Below are 24,811 nucleotides of genomic sequence, written 5' to 3'. Positions count from 1 at the left end.
AGGGAATATGTCTATCACACACACTATTGACTTGAATATTGGCTTTTATGATTCGGTGTCTGTTATTACTAAAGCTGAGTGGCAACGTATTTTTTCAGATCAAAACCCCTTTACTTCATTTGATTACCTTAATGCATTAGAGCAAAGCCAATGTGTTTCAGAGCAATCGGGCTGGTTGCCCAAACATATTGTGGTAAAGCAAGCAGGTGTTATTGTTGCTATTGCGCCTTGTTACGAAAAATCTCACTCTTGGGGAGAGTACGTGTTTGATTGGGCGTGGGCTGAGGCTTATGAGCGTAATGACTTAAGCTATTACCCAAAGTTAGTGCTAGCGGTGCCATTTACACCAGTAAGTGGTGAGCGTATTGGGTTTGATTGCTGTCAATCAAGTTTAAACAAAGCCGAGATCATCGCTGCAGTGAGTGAATTTCTAAATCAGACACTTGGGCAAGGGTATTACTCTTCTTGGCATTGTTTGTTTTTACCCAAGGCTGATTATTTGAATTTAGCTCAAGATAATATTTCAAGGCTAGGCACTCAGTTTCATTGGCATAATCATAACTATCAGCACTTTGATGATTTTTTGCTGCAATTAGTGTCACGTAAACGCAAAAATATCATTAAAGAGCGCAAGGCTTTAGCTAGGCACAATTTGGATTTTGAGTTTATTGATGGCGATAAAGCCAGCGCTGCGCAATGGCAAGGCTTTATTGCTTGTTATCAACAAACCTATTTAAAACGCTCAGGTCATGGCGGTTATTTATCTGCTGAGTTTTTTTATCAAATCGCTAAGACTATGGGCGCAAGTATTAAGTTGCTGATAGTGACAAAAGCGTCAGATGCAACAACGCACCAGCCGGCACAATTAATCGCTTCTGCATTATACTTTGCCACTGATACGCATTTATATGGCCGCTACTGGGGCTGCTTACAATTTATTGACGGCTTACACTTTGAAACCTGTTATTACCAAGGTATTGAGTACGCCATAGCGAACGGGCTTATGGTGTTTGATGCTGGGGCGCAAGGTGAGCACAAAGTGGCCAGAGGTTTTGTCCCCATTGAAACTTATTCTAATCATAACCTTACTCATCAAGGCTTTAGCAATGCTATCGAAGATTATTGTCTGCAGGAGCAACGGCACATAAAGCAATACATGCAGCAGTTAGCTGAAAGTTCGCCTTATAAATAGCTTTTGGCTAGCTTTGACAAACTAAGCCAAATGGTGTGCTTTTTATCAACGGATATTGAATGACTGCTTTGCAAGCCGCTATTTAATCCTTGATGAGGCTATTGAATTGATAGTGACGGCTGACATTTTTACTCACAAGGGCCCAGTTAGAATGACTTGTTCTTTGCTGGTGGTGATCAAAAGCTTGTTGGTTTTTAAAGGTTTCAGAGACGTAAAACTTAACAGGGTTGCTTGCATCTTGTGTGACTGAAAATGATAAGCAGCCAGGTTCTTGTTTTGTGAGTTGGCTATGCACCTTAAGTGCTTCAATCACCGCTTTTAATTCAGCCTCAGGGACTAGTATATAGCCTGTTAAGGTGACTTTATTCATGCTATTACTTATAGCATTGCTCATGTCATTACTCATGTTCGTAGGTCTTGTACTTATCTGTTTTATAAGATTATCCCAAGGCCAACCATAAGCCAACACCGACCATTAAACTGCCCGCTATGCGATTCATTAATTTAATATTATCCCCACGAGATAGAAAAAGTCTCAAGCTCTTTCCGCCACTGGCGTAAGCTAACATCGAAGCTGATTCTGTGAGCATGATAATCGACAATAACCAGAAAAGTTGCGTTCCAACAGCTTGGTCTACATTAATAAAAGGGGGCAGCAGTGAAATCATAAAAGCCCAGCCCTTAGGGTTGGCAATAGCGGTTATAAAACCTTGTGACATTAATGCGGAATTACTGATGCTAGTATCTGTTTGCTGGCCTTCGATAATGGCCATTTTTCCTTTTGAACGCCACATATTAATGCCAATATAAGCAAGATAAGCGCCGCCCAACCATTTTAAGACTGCAAATATATCAGGGTAGTTTAGCATCACGCTAGCCACGCCCATCACCGCCGCAATAGCCACCAATGCCACGCCAATAAGCTCACCTAGCATCATCCAAAGGGTGCGTTTAACGCCAATGCTCATACCTAAGGTCATTGCCAGTGTCATACACATACCGGGAGTGATCGATACAAAAAAGAAAGTGGGAATAAATACAGCTAATACGGTTAAATCTGGCATGAAGGTTCTAATGTCATTAAAGAAACAAGCGAGTAAGGAAGAGCAGAGTGTAAGGCTTTAAGATGTGAGTGTAAATGTGGCTGTGTTTTAATTTATTGCTATTTGAATACAACCCATAGCAAAGGTGCCGATGGATTGTATTCAATGCTATTTTTAAAATTGAGTGGCTTAAATATAGTGGTTTAAATTTAGTCACTTAGATTTAGTCACTTAGATTTAGTCACTTAGATTTAATAAGTTAACTTGGGTCAACCACGATATGTTCAAGTTCTATGGCGCACACCGCTTGCAAGGTATCCATAGACGCATTGACTAAGCTTATCTTGCCCTTTGATGACTCAATGAGCACAACGCGGTTGATATCACTGTATTCACGGTTATGGCGAATTAAATTAGATAGCGCCATTTGCATTGGCATCATAGATGGGTTGAATGCCGCATTTTCAGCATAACGTCCACAATAGGTTTTGCCGTCTTTGGTTTCTAGTACCACTGCAGCATAATTATTGGTATAAGGCGCATAGCTTAGGCCTGCTTGATCTATGGCTTCAATTATCATGGGATCATCAGAGTTTAAACTAAACTCAATGTTACTTTTTGATAATAAAGGTTTTGTCACCTGCAAATCAGCAGGGCCAAAGGCATAGGGTAAATAATGACTAAGTAACTGTGATTGCTGACCTGGCAAGTGAATTTTAATACCAATGCCGTCGACCAATTCATTGATAAACTGACGACAATGACCACAAGGGGTAAAGTTGACAACAATATCAATAATTTTTTGCTCGCCATTGAGCCATGCATGGCTTATCGCGCTTTGCTCGGCATGGACGGTATGAAATAGAGCTTCAGAAGCTAATTCAAAATTGGCTCCCATATAGATATCACCACTTTCACCCTTGGCGATTGCGCCGACATAAAATTCACTAATACTTGGCTTGGCGAGGGCGGCAGCAATTGGCAACAAGCTCAGTAGTAATTGCTCTTCATCTATTTGCGATGCTGTGACGAGCTGAGCTAATTGGCTTGCATCAATATGGCCACAAAAATCGTCATTAAGTAATGGTATTAATGCGCTTGCCAGTGGCTTGGGTAGTTGGGTGATGCTATCAATAAAGCGATTTTGCATGACCAATTCCTTTATAAAATGATTAATGACTAAAAGCTTGCGTTATAAGGCTTGTAAATACATGCACAGTGCTTTTAGTAATTTCTGCTTATGTTCATTGTCGCTGGTTTCTTCCAACAAGTTTTCGAGATTAATCACATAATCGGCATCTGATAAACGTTGTTGGCAAAACTCTCGCCATCTTAATGACTCATCGTGGCTTAATGTTTCTGGGTAATTACGGCCACGATAGCGAAATAGCATCTGCTCAATGCGGGGATCGTCAAATTCTAGATTAAGCGCGGCTAAGTTTTCGGCTTTGGTATTGCGGATCATTTCCATTTTGGCTTTATCGGCGCGGCTAAAAAAACCGCCGCTATAAAGCATTAAATCAGGATCTGTCGCTGCAGGGTGATTATTCGCCTCGAATACCGCCTGCATTTTTTCTCGTAGCTCAGGGTGCTGTTTGAACAGTTTGTATTGCTGACGGGCAAAGTCCATATCAAATTGGTGCCTTGCTGCCACTTCTTCAGTGAGTAACTTAGGCGTACCAATAAATGGACATTTATTGACGTGGATTTGCTTTAACGGGATCGGTAATTCATCTGGGGCTAAATCGGCACGTGAGGTATACATGCGCTCGACGATATCTTCTACCGATAAGTCGATCAGTGGGCTAATATTCATTGCCAAATTAATACAAATCATGGCGTTTTTATTGGATGGATGCGGCGCAACAGGCGCGATTAAAGTGACACATCCTTTAGCTGCACTGATTTTAGAACTCACATGTACCAAAGGCTGCATAAAGTCGCCTTGGATTAATTCGGCAACTTTATTTTTATTACGAAGGTTAAAGTAATAATCATATAACTTAGGTTGTTTCTCTTTGATGAGTTTTGCAATGGCAATGGTGGCGTAAACATCACTCATAGCATCATGAGCTTGTTCATGACTTAAGCCATTAGCTTGGGTTAACTGTTCTAATTTAAAGCTTGGCGAGCCATCTTCTTTTAATGGCCAGTTGATGCCTTCTGGTCTAAAGGCATAACAGGCTCTGACTAAATCAATGATATCCCAGCGAGTGTTGCCGTTTTGCCATTCACGGGCATAAGGGTCAATGAAATTACGGTAAAAACCATAACGGCTAACTTCATCATCAAATCTTAGTGAGTTGTAGCCAACGACACAGGTATTGGGCTGGCTGAAAATGGTATTAATGCGCCCCATAAACTCTGATTCAACCATGCCTTTTAAATTGGCTAATTGCGGCGTGATCCCTGTAACAAGTATTGCTTCAGGTTTAGGAAGATAATCAGTTGCTTGCTTACAATAAAAGTTTTCAGGCTCACCAATGATGTTTAAATCATAATCAGTACGGATGCCTGCAAACTGAGAAGGGCGATCTTTTGCTGGGCTTACCCCGAAGGTTTCGTAATCGTGCCAGAAAAGAGTAGGTTGTAAAGCGCTTGCCATAATTAACTATTGTCCTATAACTCATGTTTTGCCATCTTAGCACTGTTAATTACGAATGTTTACCTGTGGTAACTTGTTTGGCTGGATTTTAACTCTAGCATCGAGCATTTTTGCTGGTTTAAGGGACGTTTGAGCAAATTATTCAACCTTGTTGATGGTATGAAAACCGCTTTGTCATTAAAGCTGAATTATGTAAAAAGCACTTAATTTTATAGGCTTAAGTATTAATTGGTGACGCAAATCATTTTGCTGGTTACAATTTAAAAAAATCAGAGGTAAGTACATGTATAACCATTTATTAAGTCAGCCCGTTAAATATGAAGTGGATCAGCATCAGACTTTACATCTTAGCCTACCTGATGAAGTAAGTGATTTTGCGATATTACCGGCATTGAGCCAGCCTATTGCTGAGGTCATAGTAAAAGAGCTGAAGTTTAATAATGCGAATGTGCTGCAAGGTGCGACTATCATTTTAACTTGTCAGCCACTTTTTAAGGTGTCTGTTCAAGAGCAAGTCAATACGATTGTAGATAATGATCACAATCTCATTAGCCAGCTAAAACGTGGCGTAGGCCAAGGCTTTCGTTTGTATACTCGCTCAGGTGTCGCACCGAAAAAATCCGCGACCATGTTAAGGCAGGGAACCACATTAGTCTTTTCATTTGCTGAAGGTCTACAAATTAAGGTAAAAGGGCAGCTTGGTGATGCCATTAAACTTGAAGATGATTTTAGACTTAATCAAGAACCTAAAGCATTAATGCATGCAAGGGCGATATTAGCCCGCAGCTTTAACTATGAAGACGCGCCGGCAACCATTGCGATAAATATGAGTGAGATCGAACAAGTGCGAGCTGAAATAACCGCTTATTTGTCATCAGAGCATAATAAGGTTAACGCAGTGATTGCCGCTCAGCTGATAAAGTTAGATAATCTACTCAGTCATAAACACCGCTGGTTACTCAGAACTTATAGTCAATCGCAGCAGCGCACTAATTTTGCTACTGCAGCCAATGAGTTATCAAAAAATGTTGAAGATCTTCAGCGTAAACTTGAATGCTTTAGCTTGCTTGCTCCGGCGGATGTTAGCCAAATGGTTGATAAATTAACTGAAGAACATGAGTAGTTATTTGCTACAGCGGATCAATCGACACTATTTGTAAGTAACTGCATTGTAAGTAACTGCATTATAACTAACCGAGACTATTTTTGAGTTTTCGGTGCTATTTATATTAGTTGTAGTCTTAACTAATCTCTAAATATAACTTAAATCACAAGCTAGAATTCAACTTAATCACCTTTTTCATTTCTATAGAGTTATGTCATGCAATATATTTGTCCAATCTGCCAAACAGAGTTATCACTGCACCAAAAATCATGGCATTGTCAAAATCGTCATCAATTTGATTGCGCTAAAGAGGGCTATGTGAACCTTCTTCCAGTGCAGAAGAAAAACTCCAAAGACCCCGGTGATAATAAAGACATGATGCTAGCGCGCCGAGAATTTCTGAACCAAGGCTATTATGAAAAGCTCAGTGAGAAAGTGAATCAGCTCGCGGTTAAGTATGCTGCTAATGCACAATGCGTGCTTGATATCGGTTGTGGTGAGGGGTATTACAGTAACAGGCTTCATAGCGCTTTAAATGAAAATAGCGCCTTAAATGCAAGCAATAATTCGCTTGATACCGCCCCAAAAGCCAATGTTGAACAAACATGTCACTTACAAGGGTTAGATATCTCAAAGTCTGCGATACGTTACGCCTCTAAACGTTATCCACAAATGGACTTTTGTGTTGCTAGCGCTTATGAGATGCCGTTTTCAGCGTCAGCGTTTGATTTAGCTATTCGTATTTATGCACCGTCAAAAGTAGAAGAGTTGCAACGGGTACTTAAAAAAGGGGCTATTTTAATTACCGTAGCACCTGGGCCAATGCACCATTTTGCAATGAAAAAAATTATTTACAGTGAGCCCAAACCCCATGATGAAGCCAAAGCGCAGATTGAGGGCTTTAGCTGCTTACATCAGGAGCGATTACAGTATCGGCTTGAGTTATCTAAAGTCGTTGATATTGAAAACTTTTTGAATATGACTCCCTATGCATGGAAATTAACAGCTGAGCAAAAGGCTGAAATTTCAAATCAAGGGCTTAGCTGCGAGTTAGACTTTAGTATCGAAATTCACATCCGTAATTGATTTGTCATATAGAACTGGTATTTTACTATTTGAATCTGATATTTAGTTGTGAATTTTGTTAGTCCGAGCACTGAATATTGTTGTTGTAGCATCTATATCAAATTATATAGCGATTTAGTTGACATACCCGCAAAAAGGTTCATAATCTATCGGGCTTGAAGGTTGGGCTTAGTTTATGTGTTTCAATACGACCAGTTTCGTCCTGTGAACATAAGTAAAACCGGCATTTTCAGCTCTACTGCCGTTAAGGCTTTAATTTATATATACAGGATTTATATCATGTCTCAAGTTACTGGTGTTGTTAAGTGGTTCAACTCTGATAAAGGTTTCGGATTTATCGAGCAAGAGTCTGGTCCAGACGTATTCGTTCACTTCCGTGCTATCAACTCAGACGGTTTCAAAACTCTTGACGAAGGTCAAAAAGTACAGTTCACTGTTACTCAAGGACAAAAAGGTCCTCAAGCTGAGAACGTTACTGTAGTTTAATTATTTCTAGCTTCGGCTAGTATAATTAATAAAGCTGTAGTCTTTGACTACAGTTTTTTTTTGCTTTTTTTAACTATCCTTTGTTTAAATACCTTTATTTCAATAACTTAGGTTGATAAGTTGTTTTAACCCTTGTTGTTGCAGTATGCTCTGCTAGTTTAGATGTTGATTTGGTGACTCTCTCTTTAGTTGCATTCCATCAGCTTAGAAGCATCAATCCACTCCATTTTTTGCCTCGCTTTTATCTGCATCTGAAATACTTTTACTATTTATTTACTGTGATTGCTATTTCGTTACTGCCGATTTCTTAGTGTTTTCCCAGTCTGTTTCTCACTCTATTTTCGTTATTTGAACCTTGGATTTTGGGCGTTATAGCCACCTATGGAAATCTACAATTTGCTGATTTGTCCTAGTCAGCCAGTTTCAGCTGTATGTTTTCTTATGTTGATTTGATTTAGCTAATTGCAAAATGTATACGCTTCTATCAGGTTTACTAAGCAGATAAAGTCATCGTTCAATGTTGTTTTTACAGTTAAAAAATCGACATTTTTATTTTGGGAGCAAGTGCAGATTAAGAGCGATTTGAAATTATTGAGGGTGCTAGGTGTGACGGGGGTCACGTTTTTGTTAATTGCTTTTAAAAATTAAAACCCAGCAATAATTGCTGGGTTTGTTAGATTTAATCAACTTAATGCTGCTTAATTTGAAAACAGTGTTTCTTCTAAGCTTCGTCCTTTCATCATTGCTTTATATTGCCATCCTTGCTCGGTAAATAATGTTAGTAATGACAACTCTAAGCTAAAGCTTACATCTATACGGTGCTCAATAATTATTTGCTCATCGTTGTTAATTTTCACATTGAGGATATTAGGCAGTAAACGCACCTTATCACTTAGTGCACTAATGTCTGCTTGCTGCATCGTCAAGGTTAAAAAGGCGGTTTCAGCATCAGCTTTCATTGACACCGATTGTTGTAGCTGACCGTTCTCTAAATAGACAACTTGATCGCACAGTTTTTCAAGCTCTTCTAAATTATGGGAGCTAATAACAAAAGTCGTTTCTACTGATAAGTCTTTTACTATTTGACGGATTTTTTTTGCGTTAACAGGATCAAGCCCTGCAGTGGGTTCATCAAGTAATACCAGTTTAGGCGAACCTATCAGCGCTTGAGCGATCGAAACTCGTTTACTCATTCCATGACTGAGGCTTTTAGGTAACATTTGCGCTGAGCTAGTTAAGTCAACTAATTCAAGCACTCTAAGTGCTTCTTGCTTAGCTTTCTTACCTGACATACCTTGTAATTTACCAAAAAAAGTAAGTTGCGACACTATACTAAAGTTGGGGTCTAACGCGGCGTCTTGTGGTAAAGCTGAGACAATATTTTGTAATTTAGCACTGCCTGGCTTTTCCCCAAAAATGCTTATTTCACCATTACTGGGATGAATAAAACCACAAAGTAAGCTAAAAAGGGTAGTTTTGCCGGCGCCATTAGGGCCAACAAGCGCGATAGGCGCACCAGCATCAAGTGACAGATTGATATTAGATAGCGCCACTTTATTGCCATATTGCTTAGAAATATTAGTACAAGTAATTAACTTCATAGTGCACTCCTTTGCATGTAAATTCGGCCAAGTGCAAGGATAACTATGGCTTGAATGATTGGGATCGGGGCGTAAATAAGCGAGCCAAGACCCTGAGTATTAATCATTAAAGATAACTGTGAACCCGGCAATACCCAGCTAATGAACGAAACTGCAGGTAGCTGACTATTAATAATGGCTATGACGATACCGCTGAGTGCCCAAAGGATTACCGCATAAATGCTGGCCATTCTGGCAGAGTTGGCGTACCAAGATAACACTGCCATCACTGCGGTATAGGGTAAAAGGACGATAGTGATACTCAAGAATACCGCAAAGCCGCTAATTACTGCATCGCCAAGTAAACTGGCATCACGACTTATTACCATCACAAGAGTGGCGATAATGGTCAGTAGTAATAGGCTTGATTGAATAAGCATTTGCCCTAAAAAACGGCCAAAGAAAATACTGTCTCTACTGACTCTGAGGCTTAAAAATCGGAATGATCCTCTTTGTTTATCAGAACTAAATTGATCTGCAGTAATGAAAATACTGAAAAAAGGAAACAGATATAAAGCAATACACCAAAACACTGCAAATTCAGCCACAGACCAATTAAATAATTGATCTAAGGTGCCAGGGCCGTATAGACCTTGGACCAAGTCTTTGGTTGCGGGTTCGAGTAGGTAGCTAGAGGCACTATTAACTGGGTATAAAAGGATAATCGCCCAGATCAAGGAAAAGGCGATTAATGCTGCAATGCCTTTGGTATTGGTAAAACGTTTACTGACCTCATAGGAGGCAATGAGCCATAATTGGCGTATTGCTGAAGGTCTTTGAGTTGAATCCATTTAGTATCAATCCTTGCAAATACAATAATATTTTAGTCATCATACTTTATCGCTACTATTTATCAGATTAATTTTTGTTAAATTACCGGCAAGCTGTGCTCAACAGTGTTGTTTGCTGAGCACGCAGTATAAAAAGTGGCTTGAGTGTAGATGCTTATTTATTAACAGTGTTAGTTTAATAATTGCTCGAGTTCTTGAAGGCGCTGAGTTAACTCACTGACTTGGGTTTCAAGTAGCTCCACTCTAGCGGCTAAGGCTTGTTTATCTGCTGCTGATGATGGCGTGCTTGCAACACTGGCATCGAATGATGTTGTGCCTTGTTCAAGGTATTGCTTATCAGAAAATAATTGTGCGTAACGATTATCACGACGGCCAGCTTCGCGGGGCAATTGGACGATTAACGGCTCTTCACGGCTGGCTAGCGCTTGTAATGTGGATTCGACTTGCTGAGGCGTTTCAAAAGTATGTAGTCGATTACAGCGGGTTTTGAGCTCACCGGGCGTTTGTGGCCCACGTAGCAGCATCACAATTATCACTGCAAGTTGATCACTACTAAGCTGTAAGTCACTGAACTCGGTATTACAAAAACGATGCTTGTATTTTACCACTCGACTGCCAAAACCTGACTGCTCACTGATAAGTCGCTTCTTGGCTAAATCATCAATAATGGTTTGTACTTCAGTCTCGCTTAATGCCATGACGGGTTCACGACTACTTTTTTGGTTACAGGCAAGGGTGATTGAATTGATTGAAAGCGGGTATTGCTCAGGGGTAGTAATTTCTTTTTCTAATAAACAGCCAATAATGCGGGCTTCCAGATTGCTAAGTTCCATAAATTACTCCAAATAAAAAAGCATGGTTTGTTATAACAGAACCATGCTTTTTATCAAATAATTTGGCTATTTAGGCTGCTATTTAAGTAATCTAATGCCGTCAGCTTCAATGCTAATTTGTTTCGCTTTGAATAAACCGCCAATGCTGCGTTTGAAGGCTTTTTTGCTCATGGCGAGTTGCTCGTAAATAATCGCTGAATCAGTTTTGTCATTTAATGGTAAAAAACCACCTGCGCGGTGCAGTTTATTAATAATGGTTTCAGCATTTTTATCAAAGCTTTGTTGGCTGTCTTTTTGTAAAATTAAATCCACTTTGCCATCTTCACGAACTAGCTTGATATAGCCTTTGATTGATTGACCAAAGCTTAGGCGTTGGAATACTTCATTTTGATAAAGCACGCCCCAATGGGCATTATTAATAATGGCTTTGAAACCTAAATCAGTGGTGCCACCAATGATTAAGTCAACTTCTTCACCCACTTGATATTCAGCAGGTGTCTTGTCTAAAAACTTATCGACTTTTGCTGATGCCATAATGCGTTCATCGGCTCTATTGGCATGAACATAAACTAGGTATGACTTACCTTCTTCAATGTGTCGATGCTGCTCACCAAAAGGCAGTAATAAATCTTTATCTAAGCCCCAATCTAAAAATGCGCCAAAAGGACCAGTAGCAATGGCCTCTAAATAAGCAAATTCACCCACTTGTGCATAAGGTGTTTGGGTGGTCGCAATAACAATATCTTCAGAATCGAGATAAAGAAAAACATCTACCATATCGCCGACTTGACAGCCTTTAGGGGCAAATTTATTGGGTAACAGCACTTGCCCAAGTTCTTCAGCATTTAGGTAAACGCCAAAATTAACTTGTTTAACGACCTCTAGGGAGTATTTCTTTCCGATCTGTATCATTCGCGACTCTGGTTAACTTAGGTTATGAAAAAACAGTTTGATTATATACGCAATCAGCTTGCTTGTAACTTGGGTTTCTAAACAAACTCATTGAAGTTAATTTTAGGTGATGACGATCATCTATACTGTCAGATAACATGCTATTGCTATTGGTTAGTAAGTTTTTGTTATTTAACAAAAAAAACATCATCAATTTGCAGTGGCTAAATATTAAGATATTTTTATATTAAAATGGATTTTTCTTGCTTGCATTTAACCGGTTAGCAGGGTTTAATTGCGCCGCTTTTTTATTTGCACTTTTCAAGTTTCTGTTGTGTCATAACCGTGAGACTGTTTGCTATGTTTATGGCTAGCGCACAGCAGGTATTGAGGCTTGATTGTTTGCTATTAACTGAGTCGTTCATGACCACATCGTTTTGGTCGCTTTGTATGACTCTTTTTGCTCACTTATTTCTACGTGGTGTTATTACAAAAATAACCACGTTGGACTTTTATAACATGATAAACAAATCAGATATTTATTACGAAACATTGCACGCTGGCTATGGTCAGTATTTTGAGGTTGAGCAGGTTTTGTTTGAACAAAAAACACAGCAGTGGCATTTAAGTATTTTTGAAAATAAAACATTTGGCCGTGTTATGGCGTTAAATGGTGCGATTCAAACCACTGAAAAAGATGAATTTGTTTATCATGAAATGATGACTCATGTACCTATTATTGCCCATGGTAAAGCCAAACGAGTACTCATTATTGGTGGCGGCGATGGCGGTATGCTAAGGCAAGTGCTTAAACATAGCGCGATTGAGCAGGTTACTATGGTTGAGATCGATGCTAATGTGGTTGAGATGTGTAAAACCTATTTCCCGCAGCATTCTCAAGGTGCGTTTGAAGACCCAAGAGTAAACTTGGTCATTGATGATGGCATGCATTTTATTGCCCAGTGCCAAGACAAGTTTGATGTGATTATCTCTGATTGCACTGATCCGGTGGGGCCTGGTGAAGTACTGTTTAGTTCACCATTTTATGAAAATTGTAAACGCTGCTTAACTGAGCAGGGGATTTTTGTGGCCCAAAACGGTGTGGCTTTTTTACAGCCTGAAGAAATACAAGATACGGTTCGTAGAATGAGCCCTTATGTAAAAGACTGCTGGTTTTACACTGCAGCAGTACCGACTTATATTGGTGGCACCATGGCATTTGCGTGGGCTACCGATAATGTGTGTGCCAGACAGCAAGATTTAGCAACATTAACCCAACGGTTCGAGACGGCAAACATTAATACTCGTTATTATACGCCTGCTCTTCATATGGCAAGTTTTGCATTGCCAGCTTTTGTAGAAAATGCAGTCAAAAGTGCGCAAGTAACCACTGCATAATTTGCTTGATATAGACGGAATAAAAAATATGAAAGATTGGTCTATCGAAAATGCACGTGCAAGCTATAACGTGACTCATTGGAGCCAGCAGTATTTTGGTATTGCAGATGATGGCGAAGTGACTGTTACTCCAGATCCATCCAAACAAAACTGTACCATTGGCTTAAATGAACTTGCCAAAGATATGGTTAAAGCTGGGGTGTCGTTACCTGTATTAGTTCGTTTTCCGCAAATTTTGCATCGCCGAGTTGAAAACTTATGTGATGCGTTTAATGCCGCTATACAAAAATACGAGTATCAGAATGACTATTTATTAGTTTATCCGATCAAAGTGAATCAACAGCAAACCGTAGTTGAAGAAATTCTTGCCAGTCAAAAGTCTAAAGAAGTGCCACAACTTGGCCTTGAAGCAGGTAGTAAACCTGAATTAATGGCGGTACTGGCGATGGCGCAAAAAGCCAGCTCAGTTATTGTTTGTAACGGCTATAAAGATAAAGAGTATGTTCGCTTAGCCTTAATTGGTGAAAAGCTAGGTCATAAAGTTTATATCGTCATTGAGAAGTATTCAGAGCTTAAGCTAATTCTCGAAGAGTCAGCAAAACTTGGGGTGACACCACGTTTAGGTTTACGTACCCGTTTAGCTTTCCAAGGTAAAGGCAAGTGGCAAGCCAGTGGCGGCGAAAAATCCAAATTTGGTTTATCTGCAGCTCAAGTACTAAAAGTGCTCAATGAGTTAAAGCGCGTCGATAAGATGGAATCATTGCAACTTATCCATTTCCACTTAGGTTCGCAAATTGCCAATATTCGCGATATTCGCCAAGGTGTGAGTGAAGCCGCACGTTTTTATTGTGAATTACGTGAAATGGGCGCCTTGATTGATACTTTCGATGTCGGTGGTGGTTTAGCCGTAGATTATGATGGTACCCGAAGCCAAAGTAATAACTCGATGAATTACGGCTTAGCTGAGTACGCTAACAATATCGTTAATGTGTTAACCGATATTTGTAATGAGTACGACCAACCTATGCCACGAATTATTTCAGAATCAGGTCGCCATTTAACCGCGCATCATGCCGTGTTAATTACTGATGTGATTGGCACCGAGTCATACTATCCTGAAGAGATCCATCCGCCTGAAGAGAGTGCGCCGCAATTACTGCACAACATGTGGATGTCATGGACGGATATGAGTGAGCGCCCAGATAGCCGCGCCATTATCGAAATTTATCATGATACGCAAAGTGATATTGCTGAAGCGCATTCATTATTCTCAATGGGTCAATTGACCTTAATGCAGCGCGCTTGGGCTGAGCAAACCAATTTACGTGTTTGTCATGCACTTAAAAGCTTATTAAGTAATAATAACCGTTTCCATCGCCCTATTATTGATGAGTTGAATGAAAAATTAGCAGATAAGTTCTTTGTTAACTTTTCATTATTTCAATCAATTCCAGATGCTTGGGGGATTGATCAGGTGTTCCCAATATTGCCGTTAAGCGGTTTAGATAAGCCACCTGAAAGACGCGCGGTCATGCTTGATATTACCTGTGATTCAGACGGTATTGTTGATCAATATGTTGATGGCCAAGGCATTGAAACGACGTTACCTGTGCCTGCATGGTCAGCTGAAAGTCCATATTTGATTGGCTTTTTCATGGTCGGTGCTTATCAAGAAATTTTAGGTGATATGCATAACTTATTTGGTGATACCAATTCTGCGGTTGTGCGTGTAGAAGACAATGGCTTACCTAATATTGAGTCTGTGTTGGCTGGCGATACCGTTGCTGATGTGCTGCGTTATGTCAATCTTGATGCAGTTGCATTTATGCGTACCTATGAAGAGCTTGTGAATCAGCATATTGCTGAAGATGAAAGAGCATCAATTTTGGAAGAGTTACAGTTAGGTCTAAAAGGTTATACCTATTTAGAAGATTTCTCGTAAAAGTGTTTTTGCGGCGCGGATAATGCGCGCCGCTGTTTTAGGTTTAATTTATGTTTTTTGAAGGTTCAGAAAAGAAAATTGAAGTCATCATTGCTGACTCCAATGTTAGATTACGGCATTTGGGCCAGCCTTTTTGGGCTGGTATCGTTGCTTGTGCCAATGCTGAAATTTTATCTTCAGTGAGTAATGATTATTGCGACGCCTACTTGCTTAGCGAGTCGAGCTTATTTGTTTGGGATGATCGCTTTGTGATGCTAACGTGCGGCACGACAACCCTTGCTGATGCGGTTATGTCATTTATCGACCACGTTGGGGAGCAAGCAATTGCTTTTGCCAGTTACCAGCGTAAAAACGAGTATTTGTCGCATTTACAATCAAGTTCATTTAAAGAAGATTTGACTAAAATTCGTCAAACAGTAACCGGAAATGCCTATCGCATTGGTCACTTAGACTCGCATCATCATTATTTGTTCAGTACTAAAAAGCCATTTATTGCGCCAACAACTGACGTCACTAATGAACTATTGATGTATCACATTAATGGCGCTGCAGCGAATTATTTACGTGGCGTAGATCAGTCTGCACAGGGTATTCGTGACTTGCTTGAATTGTCGGTGCTATTTCCTGATTTTATTATTGATGACTTTTTATTTGAGCCTTTTGGTTATTCCATCAATGGCATCAAAGATGAGTCCTATTTCACCATTCATATCACCCCGCAAGAAAAAAGCTCCTACGTGAGCTTTGAAACGAATCTCAATCTTGCAGATTATCCTGTTGATGTTTATGGCAAGTTATTGGGCATTCTCAACCCTGGTAGCTGGGATGTGATTGGCTTTAACTCCCCGAGAAATACTCAGGGGTTCCCTGAACATCTATGTTTAGGAAGTTGCTCATTAGCTACTGAGCAAGGCTATACCATTGATTTCAGTCATTATCAGCAGCTTTGTCATGAAGTGTTGATCCCAGAATATTTGTAGTTATTGGCTTAAGCCATTACGGAGATTTTTATGAGCACTTTTGCTGAAAAAGCAGATTACTCTTTGTATTCAAATGCATTTGGCTACTTACGTCAGCCATTAGATTTTAAACCCACTGAAACCGATGCCGATGTGGTGGTTATTGGTTTGCCTTTCGATATGGCCACCACGGGTCGCTCTGGTGGCCGCATGGGCCCTGAAGCCATTCGCCGTGCATCAGTCAACCTTGCGTGGGAAGAAACTCGTTGGCCATGGGATTTCAGCTTAAGCGAAACCATCAATATTGTTGATGCTGGCGACTTAGTGTTTGATTGTGGCGATCAAGAAGATTTCACCAGCCGTTTAGAAGCGTTTGCCACCCGTATTCTTGATGCAGATAAAGCACTACTCAGTTTTGGTGGCGATCACTTTGTGACTTTACCACTGCTGCGTGCTCATCATAAAAAGTACGGCAAAATGGCTTTGCTGCATTTTGATGCACATACCGATACATATAGCCAAGGCAGTAAATACGACCATGGCACTATGTTTTATCATGCGCCTAATGAAGGTTTAATTGCGCCTGAAAATTCAATTCAGATTGGTATTCGTACTGAATTTAATGCCGCCGATCATCTATTTAAAGTGATTGATGCTGCACAGGCCAATGATTTAACTGCTGAACAAATTGTCGAACAAATTAAAGCGAGAGTGGGCGATATGCCGCTTTATGTGACCTTTGATATTGATTGTTTAGATCCTGCTTACGCGCCAGGTACTGGTACGCCAGTTTGTGGTGGCTTAACCAGTGATAAAGCGATGAAGATCATCCGCGGCTTACGTGGCATGAACATAGTTGGTATGGACGTAGTTGAAGTAGCACCAGCCTATGATTCTGCTGATATTACCGCTTTAGCTGGGGCAACCTTAGGGCTGGAAATGCTCCACGTTTGGGCTGCAGGCAAAGGTTTAGTAAAAAAATAGTCGCAAATTAGTCTTAAATTAACGACTAAACACTTAAAATGCTCCTTTATAAAACCAACGTTCATCGTTGGTTTTTTTTATCGGAAATGAATTGTTTTTCAATGCTGATAATATTTGTCAATATTGTCATGATCATATATCAGTGTTCGTGAGTATAATGGCAACATATACAAAGACAGTTGCATCTAACGAGGTTTAGCAAAGATATGAATGATTTAACAGATATCCGCCGTGAATATACTCAAGGTGGTTTAAGGCGCAATGATCTCCCTGCTAATCCAATGACGTTATTTGAAACTTGGATTGAGCAAGCCAAAGACGCGCAATTAACCGATCCAACCGCTATGTGCGTAGCCACTGTTGATGAGGATGGGCAACCTTTCCAACGAATTGTGCTATTAAAAAAGTTTGATGATGATGGCTTTGTTTTCTTCACCAATCTAGAAAGCCGTAAAGCCACTCAATTGGCTCACAATGCCAAAATCAGTTTGTTGTTCCCATGGCATCCATTAGAGCGCCAAGTCGCCGTCACTGGCGTGGCAGAGCCGTTATCCATGCTTGAAGTGACTAAGTACTTTATGAGCCGCCCTAAAGACAGTCAAATAGCTGCATGGGTGTCAAAACAGTCCAGTAAAATTAGCGCAAGACAAGCCCTTGAAGGTAAATTTAATGAGATGAAGAATAAATTTGCCAAAGGTGAAGTGCCGTTGCCAAAGTTTTGGGGCGGTTACCGCGTAAAAGCTGACAGTATTGAGTTTTGGCAAGGTGGCGAGCGCCGCTTGCATGACCGTTTTATTTATCAAAAACAAGATAGCGATTGGCTTATCGATAGACTTGCGCCTTGATAAACGGCTTAAATTGCGTGCAAGTTTGATGTGTACTGATAAAAATTGACGAGAAAATGAATGAGTAAAACAATTTGGGTTGATGCCGACGCCTGTCCTAATCCGGTTAAAGAAATGCTATTTCGCGCCGCCGACCGCAAAAAAGTGCCATTGATATTAGTGGCCAATCAACTGATCCGCGTGCCAGCATCGGCTAATATTTCTGTGGTCAGAGTCAGCTCAGGTTTTGATGAAGCTGATAATTACATTGTTAAGCAATTAAATAGTGGTGATTTAGTTATTACCGGTGATATTCCGTTAGCGGCAGATGCCATTGAAAAAGGCGCCGTGGTGTTTAATCCCCGCGGTGATATCTATACCGTTGATAACATAAAACAACGTTTGACCATGAGAGATTTTATGGAAGAGCTAAGAAGCAGCGGCGTGCATACTGCAGGGCCCAATAGTTTTTCACAAGCCGATAAACACGCTTTTGGGCAAGCATTAGATAAATGGTTGAGTCGCTTGTAAAAATTTCTTGAGTCGTTGTATAGAGCAAGGTTTCACCCTTACCGGAATCATGGTGATAATAATAGCGTTCCAGCCAGTTAAGAAAATTTAATCTATAATTTAACTGTTTTTATTCACAAAAAGGATTAATGATGAAAAAATGGATCGCAGTATTACCATTAGTATTACTCAGCACCTCAGTGTTGGCCGCAGATTGGCAAGTGAAACAAGCGCATTCAAAAGTGAGCTTCATTTCAATTAAACAAGCCGATGTTGCTGAAGTACATGATTTTAAACAAGTCAGTGGTAATTTGACCTCAGCAGGGGCCTTTAACTTAACGATTGATTTGGTCAGTGTTGATACCGGTATTGAAATACGTGATGAACGCATGCAGGCCATGTTATTTGAAGTGGCTAAATATCCGCAACTACAGTTAAGTTCGATGGTTAATCCACAACTCGTGGCTGATTTGAGTGTTGGCTCAACGTTAGTGACCCAAATTGATGGCACAATTGAGTTACATGGTAAAACCAAGAAACAATCATTTGATGTGTTGATCGCTAAATTATCAGACACAAAAATGGTAGTGACCAGTATGTCTCCTGTCATTGTGCAAGCGGCAGATTTTGGTTTAACTGACGGGGTGAATAAGTTGCGCGAAATCGCTGGCCTTGGCAGTATAAGCTTAGCGGTACCCGTGTCGTTTGTATTAACGTTATCGCAATAAAACGAATTGTGGCTTTTGTGTGAATCACATACAAAAGCCACCTCATTAAGGTAAGTAATGGTCACAGATAAAGACGGTTATATTCATCTAATTCAATATTTAACAGAACATTTAGGCCTATTTGAAAAGTCTGAAGCCAGCAGCATTAACAATCAAACGGTTTTAGAATTATTTGAAGATCAGTTATCAGCCCAAATCATCATGGTATGTGGTCAAAACCCCAAGCTTTCATTTGAACAAAGAAATGACATCATTCGAGAAATTGATGCCATTGTTTATGATCTTGAAGAAATTCTCGCCAGTGTCGCTAAGCATAATGCTACGGCGGAGCAGAGTATTTTTATCACTGAGTTCTCAGGGCTTATTAAGAACTTATTCGATAAAGAAATCGAGCAACTTCTCAGATAAACCTATTTTTAACGTCATTATTTTAATTATTTATATTCATTATTAGGAACCTGCATGTTTAAATCTCTTGTTGGTGCAATGCTATTCATTTGTATGTCTTTTTCATCAGTGGCGGCTGAAAAACAAGTGTTGGGGCAAACTGAAATGATGTCAGTGAGCCAAGGCGGCATTGTATTTGAGGCTCGTATGGATACCGGAGCGGTAAACTCTTCATTGCATGCACTTAATATAAAGGTGTTAGGCGGCAGTGCAAAGAAAATGAAGGATAATGTGGGTAAAACCGTTTCGTTTACCACAGAAAACGAAAAGGGTCAGCAGCAGCAAGTTAGTGCCAAAATTGTTGGTACTTCGACCGTCAGTAACTCCCAAGGCACTGAAACCCGCTACGCGGTTAAGTTACCTATAACATTCGGAGACAGCACCCGTACGGTAAAGGTTAATCTTCGTAATCGTGCCACCATGGATTATAAATTACTCATAGGTCGCAATTGGTTAAAAGGTAAATATGTGGTTGATGTTTCAGAGCAAAAACTAATTGGCCCTACTGCAGACATTAGCATTGTAGAGTCAGGGTTAATATTTGATACCCGCATTGATACCGGCGCCGTTGAGAATTCATTACACGCTACTAACCTGCATATTATTGGTGAAGACAAAATCAACATGGAGAACAATGTCGGTAAAGATGTCACTTTTACCACCATGAACGAGAAGGGTGAAAAAGCACAGGTCACAGCTCGAATTCATAGCACTTCCTTAATCCGTAATGCACAAGGCAGTGAAATCCGTTATATGGTGACCTTGACGCTAGGAGAACCTGGCCAAGAGTTCAAAGTTGATGTTAATTTACGTGATCGCAGTAAAATGACCTATAAATTGCTTATTGGACGTAATTGGCTGCAAGGCCACTATATTGTCGATGTGGACATGTAAGCCTGTTTACAGATTCAATACCGTTCAGTTGAGCGGTTTTTTTTTGTCGATATTATTTAAACGATTAGCGTTAAGTTGTTATTTTTACATCAGCATTTAGTGTAACGCTTGTATCTATCATAAACTTCAAACTTAACCCTTGCCCCCCCAAAAAAAGGCCAGCATGTCTGAATTTATTGCACCGCCGTGTTCAGAACACATCACTATTTTGTATCAAGATGAGCATTTATTACTGATAAATAAGCCTAGCGGTTTACTGAGTTTATCGGGTAAGAACCCGCTTAATAAAGACTCTGTTCATTACCGTTTAGTGCAGGACTTTCCCACTGCGACATTAGTCCATCGACTCGATTTTGGTACCTCAGGGATCATGCTGGTGGCGTTAAATAAAACCATTAATGGCTTACTGACCAAACAATTTCAAAATAAAACTGTGAGTAAAACCTACAGTGCGATTTTGTTCGGCCATGTTTTTGGGCTGCAGCAACATGATAAAGAAATTGGCTATATTGATGCGCCAATTGCTAAAGATGTTGATAATTTTCCGTTTATGAAGATTTGCCATGAAAAGGGCAAACCATCACAGAGTCAATTTGAAGTGATAGAGCGGTTAGAGATAGAGTCAGTTCATTTACAAGAAGCGATACCAATAACTAAAGTGAAATTTGTGCCTATTACCGGTAGAACACATCAGTTACGGCTGCACAGTCACTATGTTAAGCATCCTATTTTGGGCTGTGATTTATATAAAAATGCCACTTCAGAGGCGCTTGCAGGAGAAGTCTTTGGCCCACGACTATTATTACATGCCCAAAGGCTGCGTTTTCAGCACCCAGTAACTCATGAAATGATTGATATGGTGTGTGAAGCACCGTTTTAGCATTCCAGTAAAATTCAGATATGAAAAAGCCAGCAGTTAAGCTGGCTTTGTTTACAAATTAAAACTGCTGAACAGGCTTTAAAGCACACCGCGTTTCATTTGATCACGCTCAATTGATTCAAATAGCGCTTTAAAGTTACCTTCACCAAAGCCTAGGTTGTTCTTACGCTGAATAATTTCAATGAAGATTGGCCCAAACAGGTTTTTAGTGAAAATTTGTAATAGGTAACCATCGTCATCACCATCAACTAAAATTTGGTGATGCTTGATGCGATCTCTATCTTCAGTGACTTGTGGTAGCTTGTCAAAAATAGTGTCGTAATACTCAGGAATAATATCCAGCGTTTTAATTGCGGTACCTTCCATTGCATCTAAAGAGCCAACAATATCACGGCTTCTAAAGGCTAAATGCTGAACCCCTGGGCCATTATATTCACCTAAATATTCATCAATTTGGTTCTTGTCATTGCCTTTACCTTCATTAATCGGAATACAGAAGCTGCCATCAGGTGAACGCAGGGCGTAAGATACAAGCGCAGTTTGTGAACCACTAATATCAAAATAACGCACTTCAGTGAAACCAAAAATATCTTTATAAAAGTTGGCCCATTTTTCCATGGTGCCTTTATAAACATTGTTGGTCAGGTGATCGACTTCCATAAAGCCTTTTTCTTCTACAATAATAGGTTCAGCTAAATCTTCAAAATCATTAGCATAAATATTATTGTCAGTGCCAAATACGTCGATGAAGTAAATTAAGCTATCACCAATACCGTAAATAGCAGGGTAAGGCATATCTTTAGCCGTATCATCAGCCGGTTTTGCGCCGCGCGCTACAGCTTCAGTGTAAGCAAATTGTGCATCTTCAACACGCCAGCCCATAGAACAAATAGCGGGGCCATGAGACTTAGCAAATTCAGCTGAGAAGCCTTGCTTAGATTTGTTCAATAAGAAGTTGATATCGTTTTGTTGGTAGTAAACGATATCGCTATGTTTAGCTTGTTTAAGCATTGAAAAACCAAAGTCGACAAACACTTGATGCATAAAATCAGTATCAGGACTGGCAAATTCAGTAAACTCAATACCTAGTAGTCCAAGTGGGTTTGTTTCGCTAGCCATGGTGTTTTCCTTAATAATTATCTTTATTTTTCATCACTCTGTGGTGATGTGTAATAGGGATGCTGTTGGTGATTAATCTTCAATCCAAGAGCGGTTGTAATCATCACTCATGCAGTTTTTGACATGGGTGGTTAAATTAAGTGGCGCAAAGGTATCAACCATTACGGCATATTCGTAAGTTTCGGTTTTGCCGATAGAGGCTTCGGTGCGCCCAGGTTGTGGCCCATGTGGCACGCCTTTTTGATGCAAGGTCATGTAACCAGCTTCAATACCTGTGCGGCTCATAAAGTCACCGTCAACGTAATACAGCACTTCGTCGCTATCGATGTTGTTGTGGTAATAAGGCGCTGGAATTGATTCTGGGTGGAAGTCATAGGGACGCGGTACAAAGTTACATATCACAAAATTGTTAGCCGTAAACACGATATGGTCAGAAGGTGGTAAATGAATTTTTCCTACTTTAGGTGCATATTCGGTGATATTAAATGCCCAAGGATAGACGCAGCCATCCCAGCCCACTAAATCAAATGGATGCCACTCTAAGGTGGTGAGTTGATACTTATCGCCAAACTTGCTGACTAAAGGAAACTCACCTTTTTCAACGGTAGCATCAGTAAGTTCAGGGGTGCGAATATCACGTTCACAATATGGCGCTGACTCCAGCATTTGCCCATAGTCATTTCTAAAATGTTTGGGTACTTCAACCATTGAGTTTGATTCAATAACGAATAAGCGTACATTACTGTAATCATTAAACTTGAGCTGGTAAGTCGTGCCTCTCGGAATGATTAAGTAATCCCATTGCTTAACTTGAAGTTGACCATATTCACTTAACAGCGTTCCTTCACCTTGGTGGACAAAGACCACTTCATCAGCATAGGCATTACGGTAAAACTCAGCCGTATCTTCAGTGACTTTGGCTGTGTACATGGCCACATCACTGTTATAAAAAATCTTGTTACGGGCACTGAAAAAGTTGCCGCTGCAATCAGCTTGGCGCGAATCGAGTTTGTAGTTTTGGATTAACGAGTCTTGCCACTCGTCGCCGTGCTCAAGAGCATAGGGAGCCACCGCTAATGCCTTAGTCGGCATATTATGGTGATATTTATTGGAGTAAATATTGGCAAAGCCGTGAGTAGAAAACAGTTCTTCACGGTAAAGCTCGCCAGAGTCTTTTTTAAAAGCGATATGGCGTTTAGAAGGTATTTGTCCTTGTTGAACATAAACCGGCATCGTAACTCCTCAACTCTTATTCGTTTGGTTGTCGTTATTGAGCTTCATTAATCTGCTTTGTTAATGTTTTTCTAGCGCAGCGTTAATAAACTATTTGTGATCTAGTTAACAATTTAGTTGCTAGGATGGACAAAAAAAAGAATAATAAACCACTTAACTTAATCTAATTTTTAGATGGTTAATAAAAGTTTACATAAGTGTCACGACTGCAGAACACTTAAAGGCAGAATAGGGACATGGAGGCTTAAATGAAAATCGATGTAGAAGCATTTAATGTGCTACAAGTACTTGTTGAAGAAGGAAGTTTTGCTAAAGCCTCTGAGCGGCTACACAAAGCGCAATCAGCAGTAAGTTATCAAGTAAAAAAACTCGAGCAACACCTAGGGGTGACTTTATTTAATCGGTCTCAATATCGGGCTGAATTAACCCCAGAAGGCAAAGTGATTTTGGCTGAAGGCCAACGGTTACTGCAACATTTAGCCAATATTGAACATTTAGCCAGTCGTTTTAGCGAAGGTTGGGAGCCAAAGCTTGAATTGGTGATTGACGGCGCGCTGCCAATGGAGCCTATCATGACAGCGTTAAAGCGGATGTCTGAGCATAATATTCCTACCAAGATACAACTTAACATGGAATTTTTAGGCGGCGTTCAACATCGTTTTGAGCGAGATAAAGCCGATTTAATGCTGGTTAAGGATTACCTTGCAGGGCCTTATTTTTCTGCCCAACAACTGCCACCAGTGACCAGTTTATTGGTTTGCTCATCGCAGCATCCTCTTGCTGAGTTATCCGGTGTTACCCTGACTGATCTGCAGCAACATGTAGAATTAACCATTGAAGACTCATCGCCGCAAAAACTACACCGAGACGAGTTACAGTTTGGCGGCGACAAAGTGTTTTACTTATCAGGCTTTATTATGAAGAAAAATGCCTTACTAAAAGGGCTAGGTTTTGGCTGGATGCCGGAGTTTCTTATTAATGATGAGCTTACGGGCAAGAATTTAGCCATAGTAGATTTTGTTGGTGGCCATAGATTTAGATTTACCCCGCAGTTAGTATCTACCCTAGAAAGGCCACTTGGGCGGGCGGGTCGATTATTTACTGAGTTAATTTCAGCAGAATTTGCAACTTTTAATCAATCAACTAATGATCAAAAAATTAGTCATTCGGCCATTGGTTAGTTATGGATTGCATAAGTATTATCGTTTTACTGTTAAGGAT

25 protein-coding genes are annotated in these 24,811 nt (G+C 40.1%); 15 read left to right on the top strand and 10 right to left on the bottom strand.

Going from position 1 to position 24,811, the window contains the following annotated elements:
* The first annotated feature begins 7 nt into the window (after positions 1-7).
* Positions 8-1,192 (top strand): GNAT family N-acetyltransferase, encoded by a 1,185-nt coding sequence (locus Q4591_RS07885; RefSeq protein WP_303460381.1) that lies wholly within the window; start codon positions 8-10, stop codon positions 1,190-1,192.
* Positions 1,193-1,274: 82 nt separating this feature from the next.
* Here Q4591_RS07885 and Q4591_RS07880 read toward each other — a convergent pair whose 3' ends face one another.
* The 4 genes from Q4591_RS07880 to sbcB form a co-directional block, all read right to left on the bottom strand.
* Entirely contained in the window at positions 1,275-1,586 is a 312-nt protein-coding gene (locus Q4591_RS07880; protein WP_241904050.1) for a putative quinol monooxygenase, read from the bottom strand.
* Positions 1,587-1,632: 46 nt separating this feature from the next.
* Positions 1,633-2,256 carry a LysE family translocator gene (locus Q4591_RS07875; protein ID WP_102438280.1) on the bottom strand — a complete coding sequence of 208 codons (624 nt, stop codon included), beginning with the start codon at positions 2,254-2,256 and terminating at the stop codon, positions 1,633-1,635.
* A gap of 238 nt (positions 2,257-2,494) precedes the next feature.
* Positions 2,495-3,385 (bottom strand): cytidine deaminase, encoded by an 891-nt coding sequence (cdd, locus tag Q4591_RS07870; protein ID WP_102531167.1) that lies wholly within the window; start codon positions 3,383-3,385, stop codon positions 2,495-2,497.
* A gap of 42 nt (positions 3,386-3,427) precedes the next feature.
* A complete protein-coding gene (gene sbcB / locus Q4591_RS07865) occupies positions 3,428-4,840 on the bottom strand; it encodes an exodeoxyribonuclease I (RefSeq protein WP_303460376.1) in 1,413 nt (470 codons plus the stop codon).
* A 283-nt stretch (positions 4,841-5,123) separates the two neighbouring features.
* Between sbcB and Q4591_RS07860 the strand changes: the two genes are divergently transcribed.
* The 3 genes from Q4591_RS07860 to Q4591_RS07850 all read left to right on the top strand — a co-directional run bounded on the left by Q4591_RS07860 (position 5,124) and on the right by Q4591_RS07850 (position 7,517).
* Positions 5,124-5,963: a hypothetical protein gene (locus tag Q4591_RS07860; RefSeq protein WP_102476224.1), complete on the top strand. Its 840-nt coding sequence runs from the start codon at positions 5,124-5,126 to the stop codon at positions 5,961-5,963.
* Positions 5,964-6,161: 198 nt separating this feature from the next.
* Positions 6,162-7,031 (top strand): 23S rRNA (guanine(745)-N(1))-methyltransferase, encoded by an 870-nt coding sequence (gene rlmA / locus Q4591_RS07855; protein ID WP_102519661.1) that lies wholly within the window; start codon positions 6,162-6,164, stop codon positions 7,029-7,031.
* Between the two features lie 279 nt (positions 7,032-7,310).
* Positions 7,311-7,517: a cold-shock protein gene (locus Q4591_RS07850; RefSeq protein ID WP_012155714.1), complete on the top strand. Its 207-nt coding sequence runs from the start codon at positions 7,311-7,313 to the stop codon at positions 7,515-7,517.
* Positions 7,518-8,215: 698 nt separating this feature from the next.
* Here Q4591_RS07850 and Q4591_RS07845 read toward each other — a convergent pair.
* The 4 genes from Q4591_RS07845 to Q4591_RS07830 form a co-directional block, all read right to left on the bottom strand.
* Positions 8,216-9,118 carry an ABC transporter ATP-binding protein gene (locus Q4591_RS07845; RefSeq protein ID WP_102438269.1) on the bottom strand — a complete coding sequence of 301 codons (903 nt, stop codon included), beginning with the start codon at positions 9,116-9,118 and terminating at the stop codon, positions 8,216-8,218.
* On the bottom strand, positions 9,115-9,948 hold the full coding sequence (locus Q4591_RS07840; protein WP_102476226.1) for an ABC transporter permease subunit: 834 nt from the start codon (positions 9,946-9,948) through the stop codon (positions 9,115-9,117). Before Q4591_RS07840 ends, Q4591_RS07845 begins: the two co-directional genes overlap by 4 nt.
* A gap of 170 nt (positions 9,949-10,118) precedes the next feature.
* Positions 10,119-10,781 (bottom strand): YceH family protein, encoded by a 663-nt coding sequence (locus Q4591_RS07835; RefSeq protein WP_102438266.1) that lies wholly within the window; start codon positions 10,779-10,781, stop codon positions 10,119-10,121.
* A gap of 78 nt (positions 10,782-10,859) precedes the next feature.
* Positions 10,860-11,693, bottom strand: a complete 834-nt coding sequence (locus tag Q4591_RS07830) for a S1 RNA-binding domain-containing protein (protein ID WP_102438265.1) — start codon at positions 11,691-11,693, stop codon at positions 10,860-10,862.
* A gap of 498 nt (positions 11,694-12,191) precedes the next feature.
* Here Q4591_RS07830 and speE point away from each other — a divergent pair, with 498 nt between their 5' ends.
* The 10 genes from speE to Q4591_RS07780 all read left to right on the top strand — a co-directional run bounded on the left by speE (position 12,192) and on the right by Q4591_RS07780 (position 21,238).
* Positions 12,192-13,070: a polyamine aminopropyltransferase gene (gene speE, locus Q4591_RS07825; protein ID WP_198589280.1), complete on the top strand. Its 879-nt coding sequence runs from the start codon at positions 12,192-12,194 to the stop codon at positions 13,068-13,070.
* Between the two features lie 28 nt (positions 13,071-13,098).
* Positions 13,099-15,012, top strand: coding sequence for a biosynthetic arginine decarboxylase (gene speA, locus Q4591_RS07820; RefSeq protein ID WP_102438263.1), 1,914 nt, complete (start codon positions 13,099-13,101; stop codon positions 15,010-15,012).
* A 50-nt stretch (positions 15,013-15,062) separates the two neighbouring features.
* Positions 15,063-15,992 (top strand): adenosylmethionine decarboxylase, encoded by a 930-nt coding sequence (locus Q4591_RS07815; protein WP_102438261.1) that lies wholly within the window; start codon positions 15,063-15,065, stop codon positions 15,990-15,992.
* A 30-nt stretch (positions 15,993-16,022) separates the two neighbouring features.
* The gene (speB, locus tag Q4591_RS07810; protein WP_102519666.1) at positions 16,023-16,955 is read left to right on the top strand and encodes an agmatinase; all 933 of its coding nucleotides are present in this window, start codon (positions 16,023-16,025) and stop codon (positions 16,953-16,955) included.
* Between the two features lie 206 nt (positions 16,956-17,161).
* On the top strand, positions 17,162-17,800 hold the full coding sequence (gene pdxH / locus Q4591_RS07805) for a pyridoxamine 5'-phosphate oxidase (RefSeq protein ID WP_303460368.1): 639 nt from the start codon (positions 17,162-17,164) through the stop codon (positions 17,798-17,800).
* 60 nt (positions 17,801-17,860) lie between these two features.
* Positions 17,861-18,310 (top strand): YaiI/YqxD family protein, encoded by a 450-nt coding sequence (locus Q4591_RS07800; RefSeq protein WP_102438255.1) that lies wholly within the window; start codon positions 17,861-17,863, stop codon positions 18,308-18,310.
* A 131-nt stretch (positions 18,311-18,441) separates the two neighbouring features.
* The gene (locus tag Q4591_RS07795) at positions 18,442-19,017 is read left to right on the top strand and encodes a YceI family protein (protein ID WP_076537515.1); all 576 of its coding nucleotides are present in this window, start codon (positions 18,442-18,444) and stop codon (positions 19,015-19,017) included.
* Positions 19,018-19,074: 57 nt separating this feature from the next.
* A complete protein-coding gene (locus tag Q4591_RS07790) occupies positions 19,075-19,425 on the top strand; it encodes a DUF3802 family protein (protein ID WP_102438251.1) in 351 nt (116 codons plus the stop codon).
* A 54-nt stretch (positions 19,426-19,479) separates the two neighbouring features.
* Positions 19,480-20,358, top strand: coding sequence for a RimK/LysX family protein (locus tag Q4591_RS07785; RefSeq protein ID WP_303460366.1), 879 nt, complete (start codon positions 19,480-19,482; stop codon positions 20,356-20,358).
* 163 nt (positions 20,359-20,521) lie between these two features.
* Positions 20,522-21,238, top strand: a complete 717-nt coding sequence (locus Q4591_RS07780; RefSeq protein ID WP_303460363.1) for an RluA family pseudouridine synthase — start codon at positions 20,522-20,524, stop codon at positions 21,236-21,238.
* A gap of 78 nt (positions 21,239-21,316) precedes the next feature.
* On the opposite strand, the gene hppD is transcribed toward Q4591_RS07780, so the two are convergent.
* Positions 21,317-22,357 carry a 4-hydroxyphenylpyruvate dioxygenase gene (gene hppD / locus Q4591_RS07775; RefSeq protein ID WP_102438245.1) on the bottom strand — a complete coding sequence of 347 codons (1,041 nt, stop codon included), beginning with the start codon at positions 22,355-22,357 and terminating at the stop codon, positions 21,317-21,319.
* 72 nt (positions 22,358-22,429) lie between these two features.
* Positions 22,430-23,590 carry a homogentisate 1,2-dioxygenase gene (locus Q4591_RS07770; RefSeq protein WP_102476230.1) on the bottom strand — a complete coding sequence of 387 codons (1,161 nt, stop codon included), beginning with the start codon at positions 23,588-23,590 and terminating at the stop codon, positions 22,430-22,432.
* Positions 23,591-23,838: 248 nt separating this feature from the next.
* Between Q4591_RS07770 and Q4591_RS07765 the strand changes: the two genes are divergently transcribed.
* The gene (locus tag Q4591_RS07765) at positions 23,839-24,771 is read left to right on the top strand and encodes a LysR family transcriptional regulator (protein ID WP_303460361.1); all 933 of its coding nucleotides are present in this window, start codon (positions 23,839-23,841) and stop codon (positions 24,769-24,771) included.
* Positions 24,772-24,811: the final 40 nt, after the last annotated feature.

This window comes from Shewanella sp. 3_MG-2023 (genome assembly GCF_030548765.1).
Classification (GTDB): domain Bacteria; phylum Pseudomonadota; class Gammaproteobacteria; order Enterobacterales; family Shewanellaceae; genus Shewanella.
Note: the sequence above shows the minus strand (reverse complement) of the source record. Positions and strands in the feature narration are given on the sequence as shown.

Coding starts and splice junctions, on each gene's coding strand:
- speA (WP_102438263.1), top strand. CDS start 13,099: ATGAAAGATTGGTCTATCGAAAATGCACGTGCAAGCTATAACGTGACT.
- Q4591_RS07830 (WP_102438265.1), bottom strand. CDS start 11,693: ATGATACAGATCGGAAAGAAATACTCCCTAGAGGTCGTTAAACAAGTT.
- cdd (WP_102531167.1), bottom strand. CDS start 3,385: ATGCAAAATCGCTTTATTGATAGCATCACCCAACTACCCAAGCCACTG.
- Q4591_RS07790 (WP_102438251.1), top strand. CDS start 19,075: ATGGTCACAGATAAAGACGGTTATATTCATCTAATTCAATATTTAACA.
- Q4591_RS07885 (WP_303460381.1), top strand. CDS start 8: ATGTCTATCACACACACTATTGACTTGAATATTGGCTTTTATGATTCG.
- Q4591_RS07765 (WP_303460361.1), top strand. CDS start 23,839: ATGAAAATCGATGTAGAAGCATTTAATGTGCTACAAGTACTTGTTGAA.
- sbcB (WP_303460376.1), bottom strand. CDS start 4,840: ATGGCAAGCGCTTTACAACCTACTCTTTTCTGGCACGATTACGAAACC.
- speE (WP_198589280.1), top strand. CDS start 12,192: ATGATAAACAAATCAGATATTTATTACGAAACATTGCACGCTGGCTAT.
- Q4591_RS07785 (WP_303460366.1), top strand. CDS start 19,480: ATGTTTAAATCTCTTGTTGGTGCAATGCTATTCATTTGTATGTCTTTT.
- Q4591_RS07840 (WP_102476226.1), bottom strand. CDS start 9,948: ATGGATTCAACTCAAAGACCTTCAGCAATACGCCAATTATGGCTCATT.
- speB (WP_102519666.1), top strand. CDS start 16,023: ATGAGCACTTTTGCTGAAAAAGCAGATTACTCTTTGTATTCAAATGCA.
- Q4591_RS07860 (WP_102476224.1), top strand. CDS start 5,124: ATGTATAACCATTTATTAAGTCAGCCCGTTAAATATGAAGTGGATCAG.
- Q4591_RS07795 (WP_076537515.1), top strand. CDS start 18,442: ATGAAAAAATGGATCGCAGTATTACCATTAGTATTACTCAGCACCTCA.
- Q4591_RS07875 (WP_102438280.1), bottom strand. CDS start 2,256: ATGCCAGATTTAACCGTATTAGCTGTATTTATTCCCACTTTCTTTTTT.
- Q4591_RS07845 (WP_102438269.1), bottom strand. CDS start 9,118: ATGAAGTTAATTACTTGTACTAATATTTCTAAGCAATATGGCAATAAA.
- rlmA (WP_102519661.1), top strand. CDS start 6,162: ATGCAATATATTTGTCCAATCTGCCAAACAGAGTTATCACTGCACCAA.
- Q4591_RS07850 (WP_012155714.1), top strand. CDS start 7,311: ATGTCTCAAGTTACTGGTGTTGTTAAGTGGTTCAACTCTGATAAAGGT.
- Q4591_RS07800 (WP_102438255.1), top strand. CDS start 17,861: ATGAGTAAAACAATTTGGGTTGATGCCGACGCCTGTCCTAATCCGGTT.
- Q4591_RS07835 (WP_102438266.1), bottom strand. CDS start 10,781: ATGGAACTTAGCAATCTGGAAGCCCGCATTATTGGCTGTTTATTAGAA.
- Q4591_RS07880 (WP_241904050.1), bottom strand. CDS start 1,586: ATGAGCAATGCTATAAGTAATAGCATGAATAAAGTCACCTTAACAGGC.
- pdxH (WP_303460368.1), top strand. CDS start 17,162: ATGAATGATTTAACAGATATCCGCCGTGAATATACTCAAGGTGGTTTA.
- Q4591_RS07815 (WP_102438261.1), top strand. CDS start 15,063: ATGTTTTTTGAAGGTTCAGAAAAGAAAATTGAAGTCATCATTGCTGAC.
- hppD (WP_102438245.1), bottom strand. CDS start 22,357: ATGGCTAGCGAAACAAACCCACTTGGACTACTAGGTATTGAGTTTACT.
- Q4591_RS07780 (WP_303460363.1), top strand. CDS start 20,522: ATGTCTGAATTTATTGCACCGCCGTGTTCAGAACACATCACTATTTTG.
- Q4591_RS07770 (WP_102476230.1), bottom strand. CDS start 23,590: ATGCCGGTTTATGTTCAACAAGGACAAATACCTTCTAAACGCCATATC.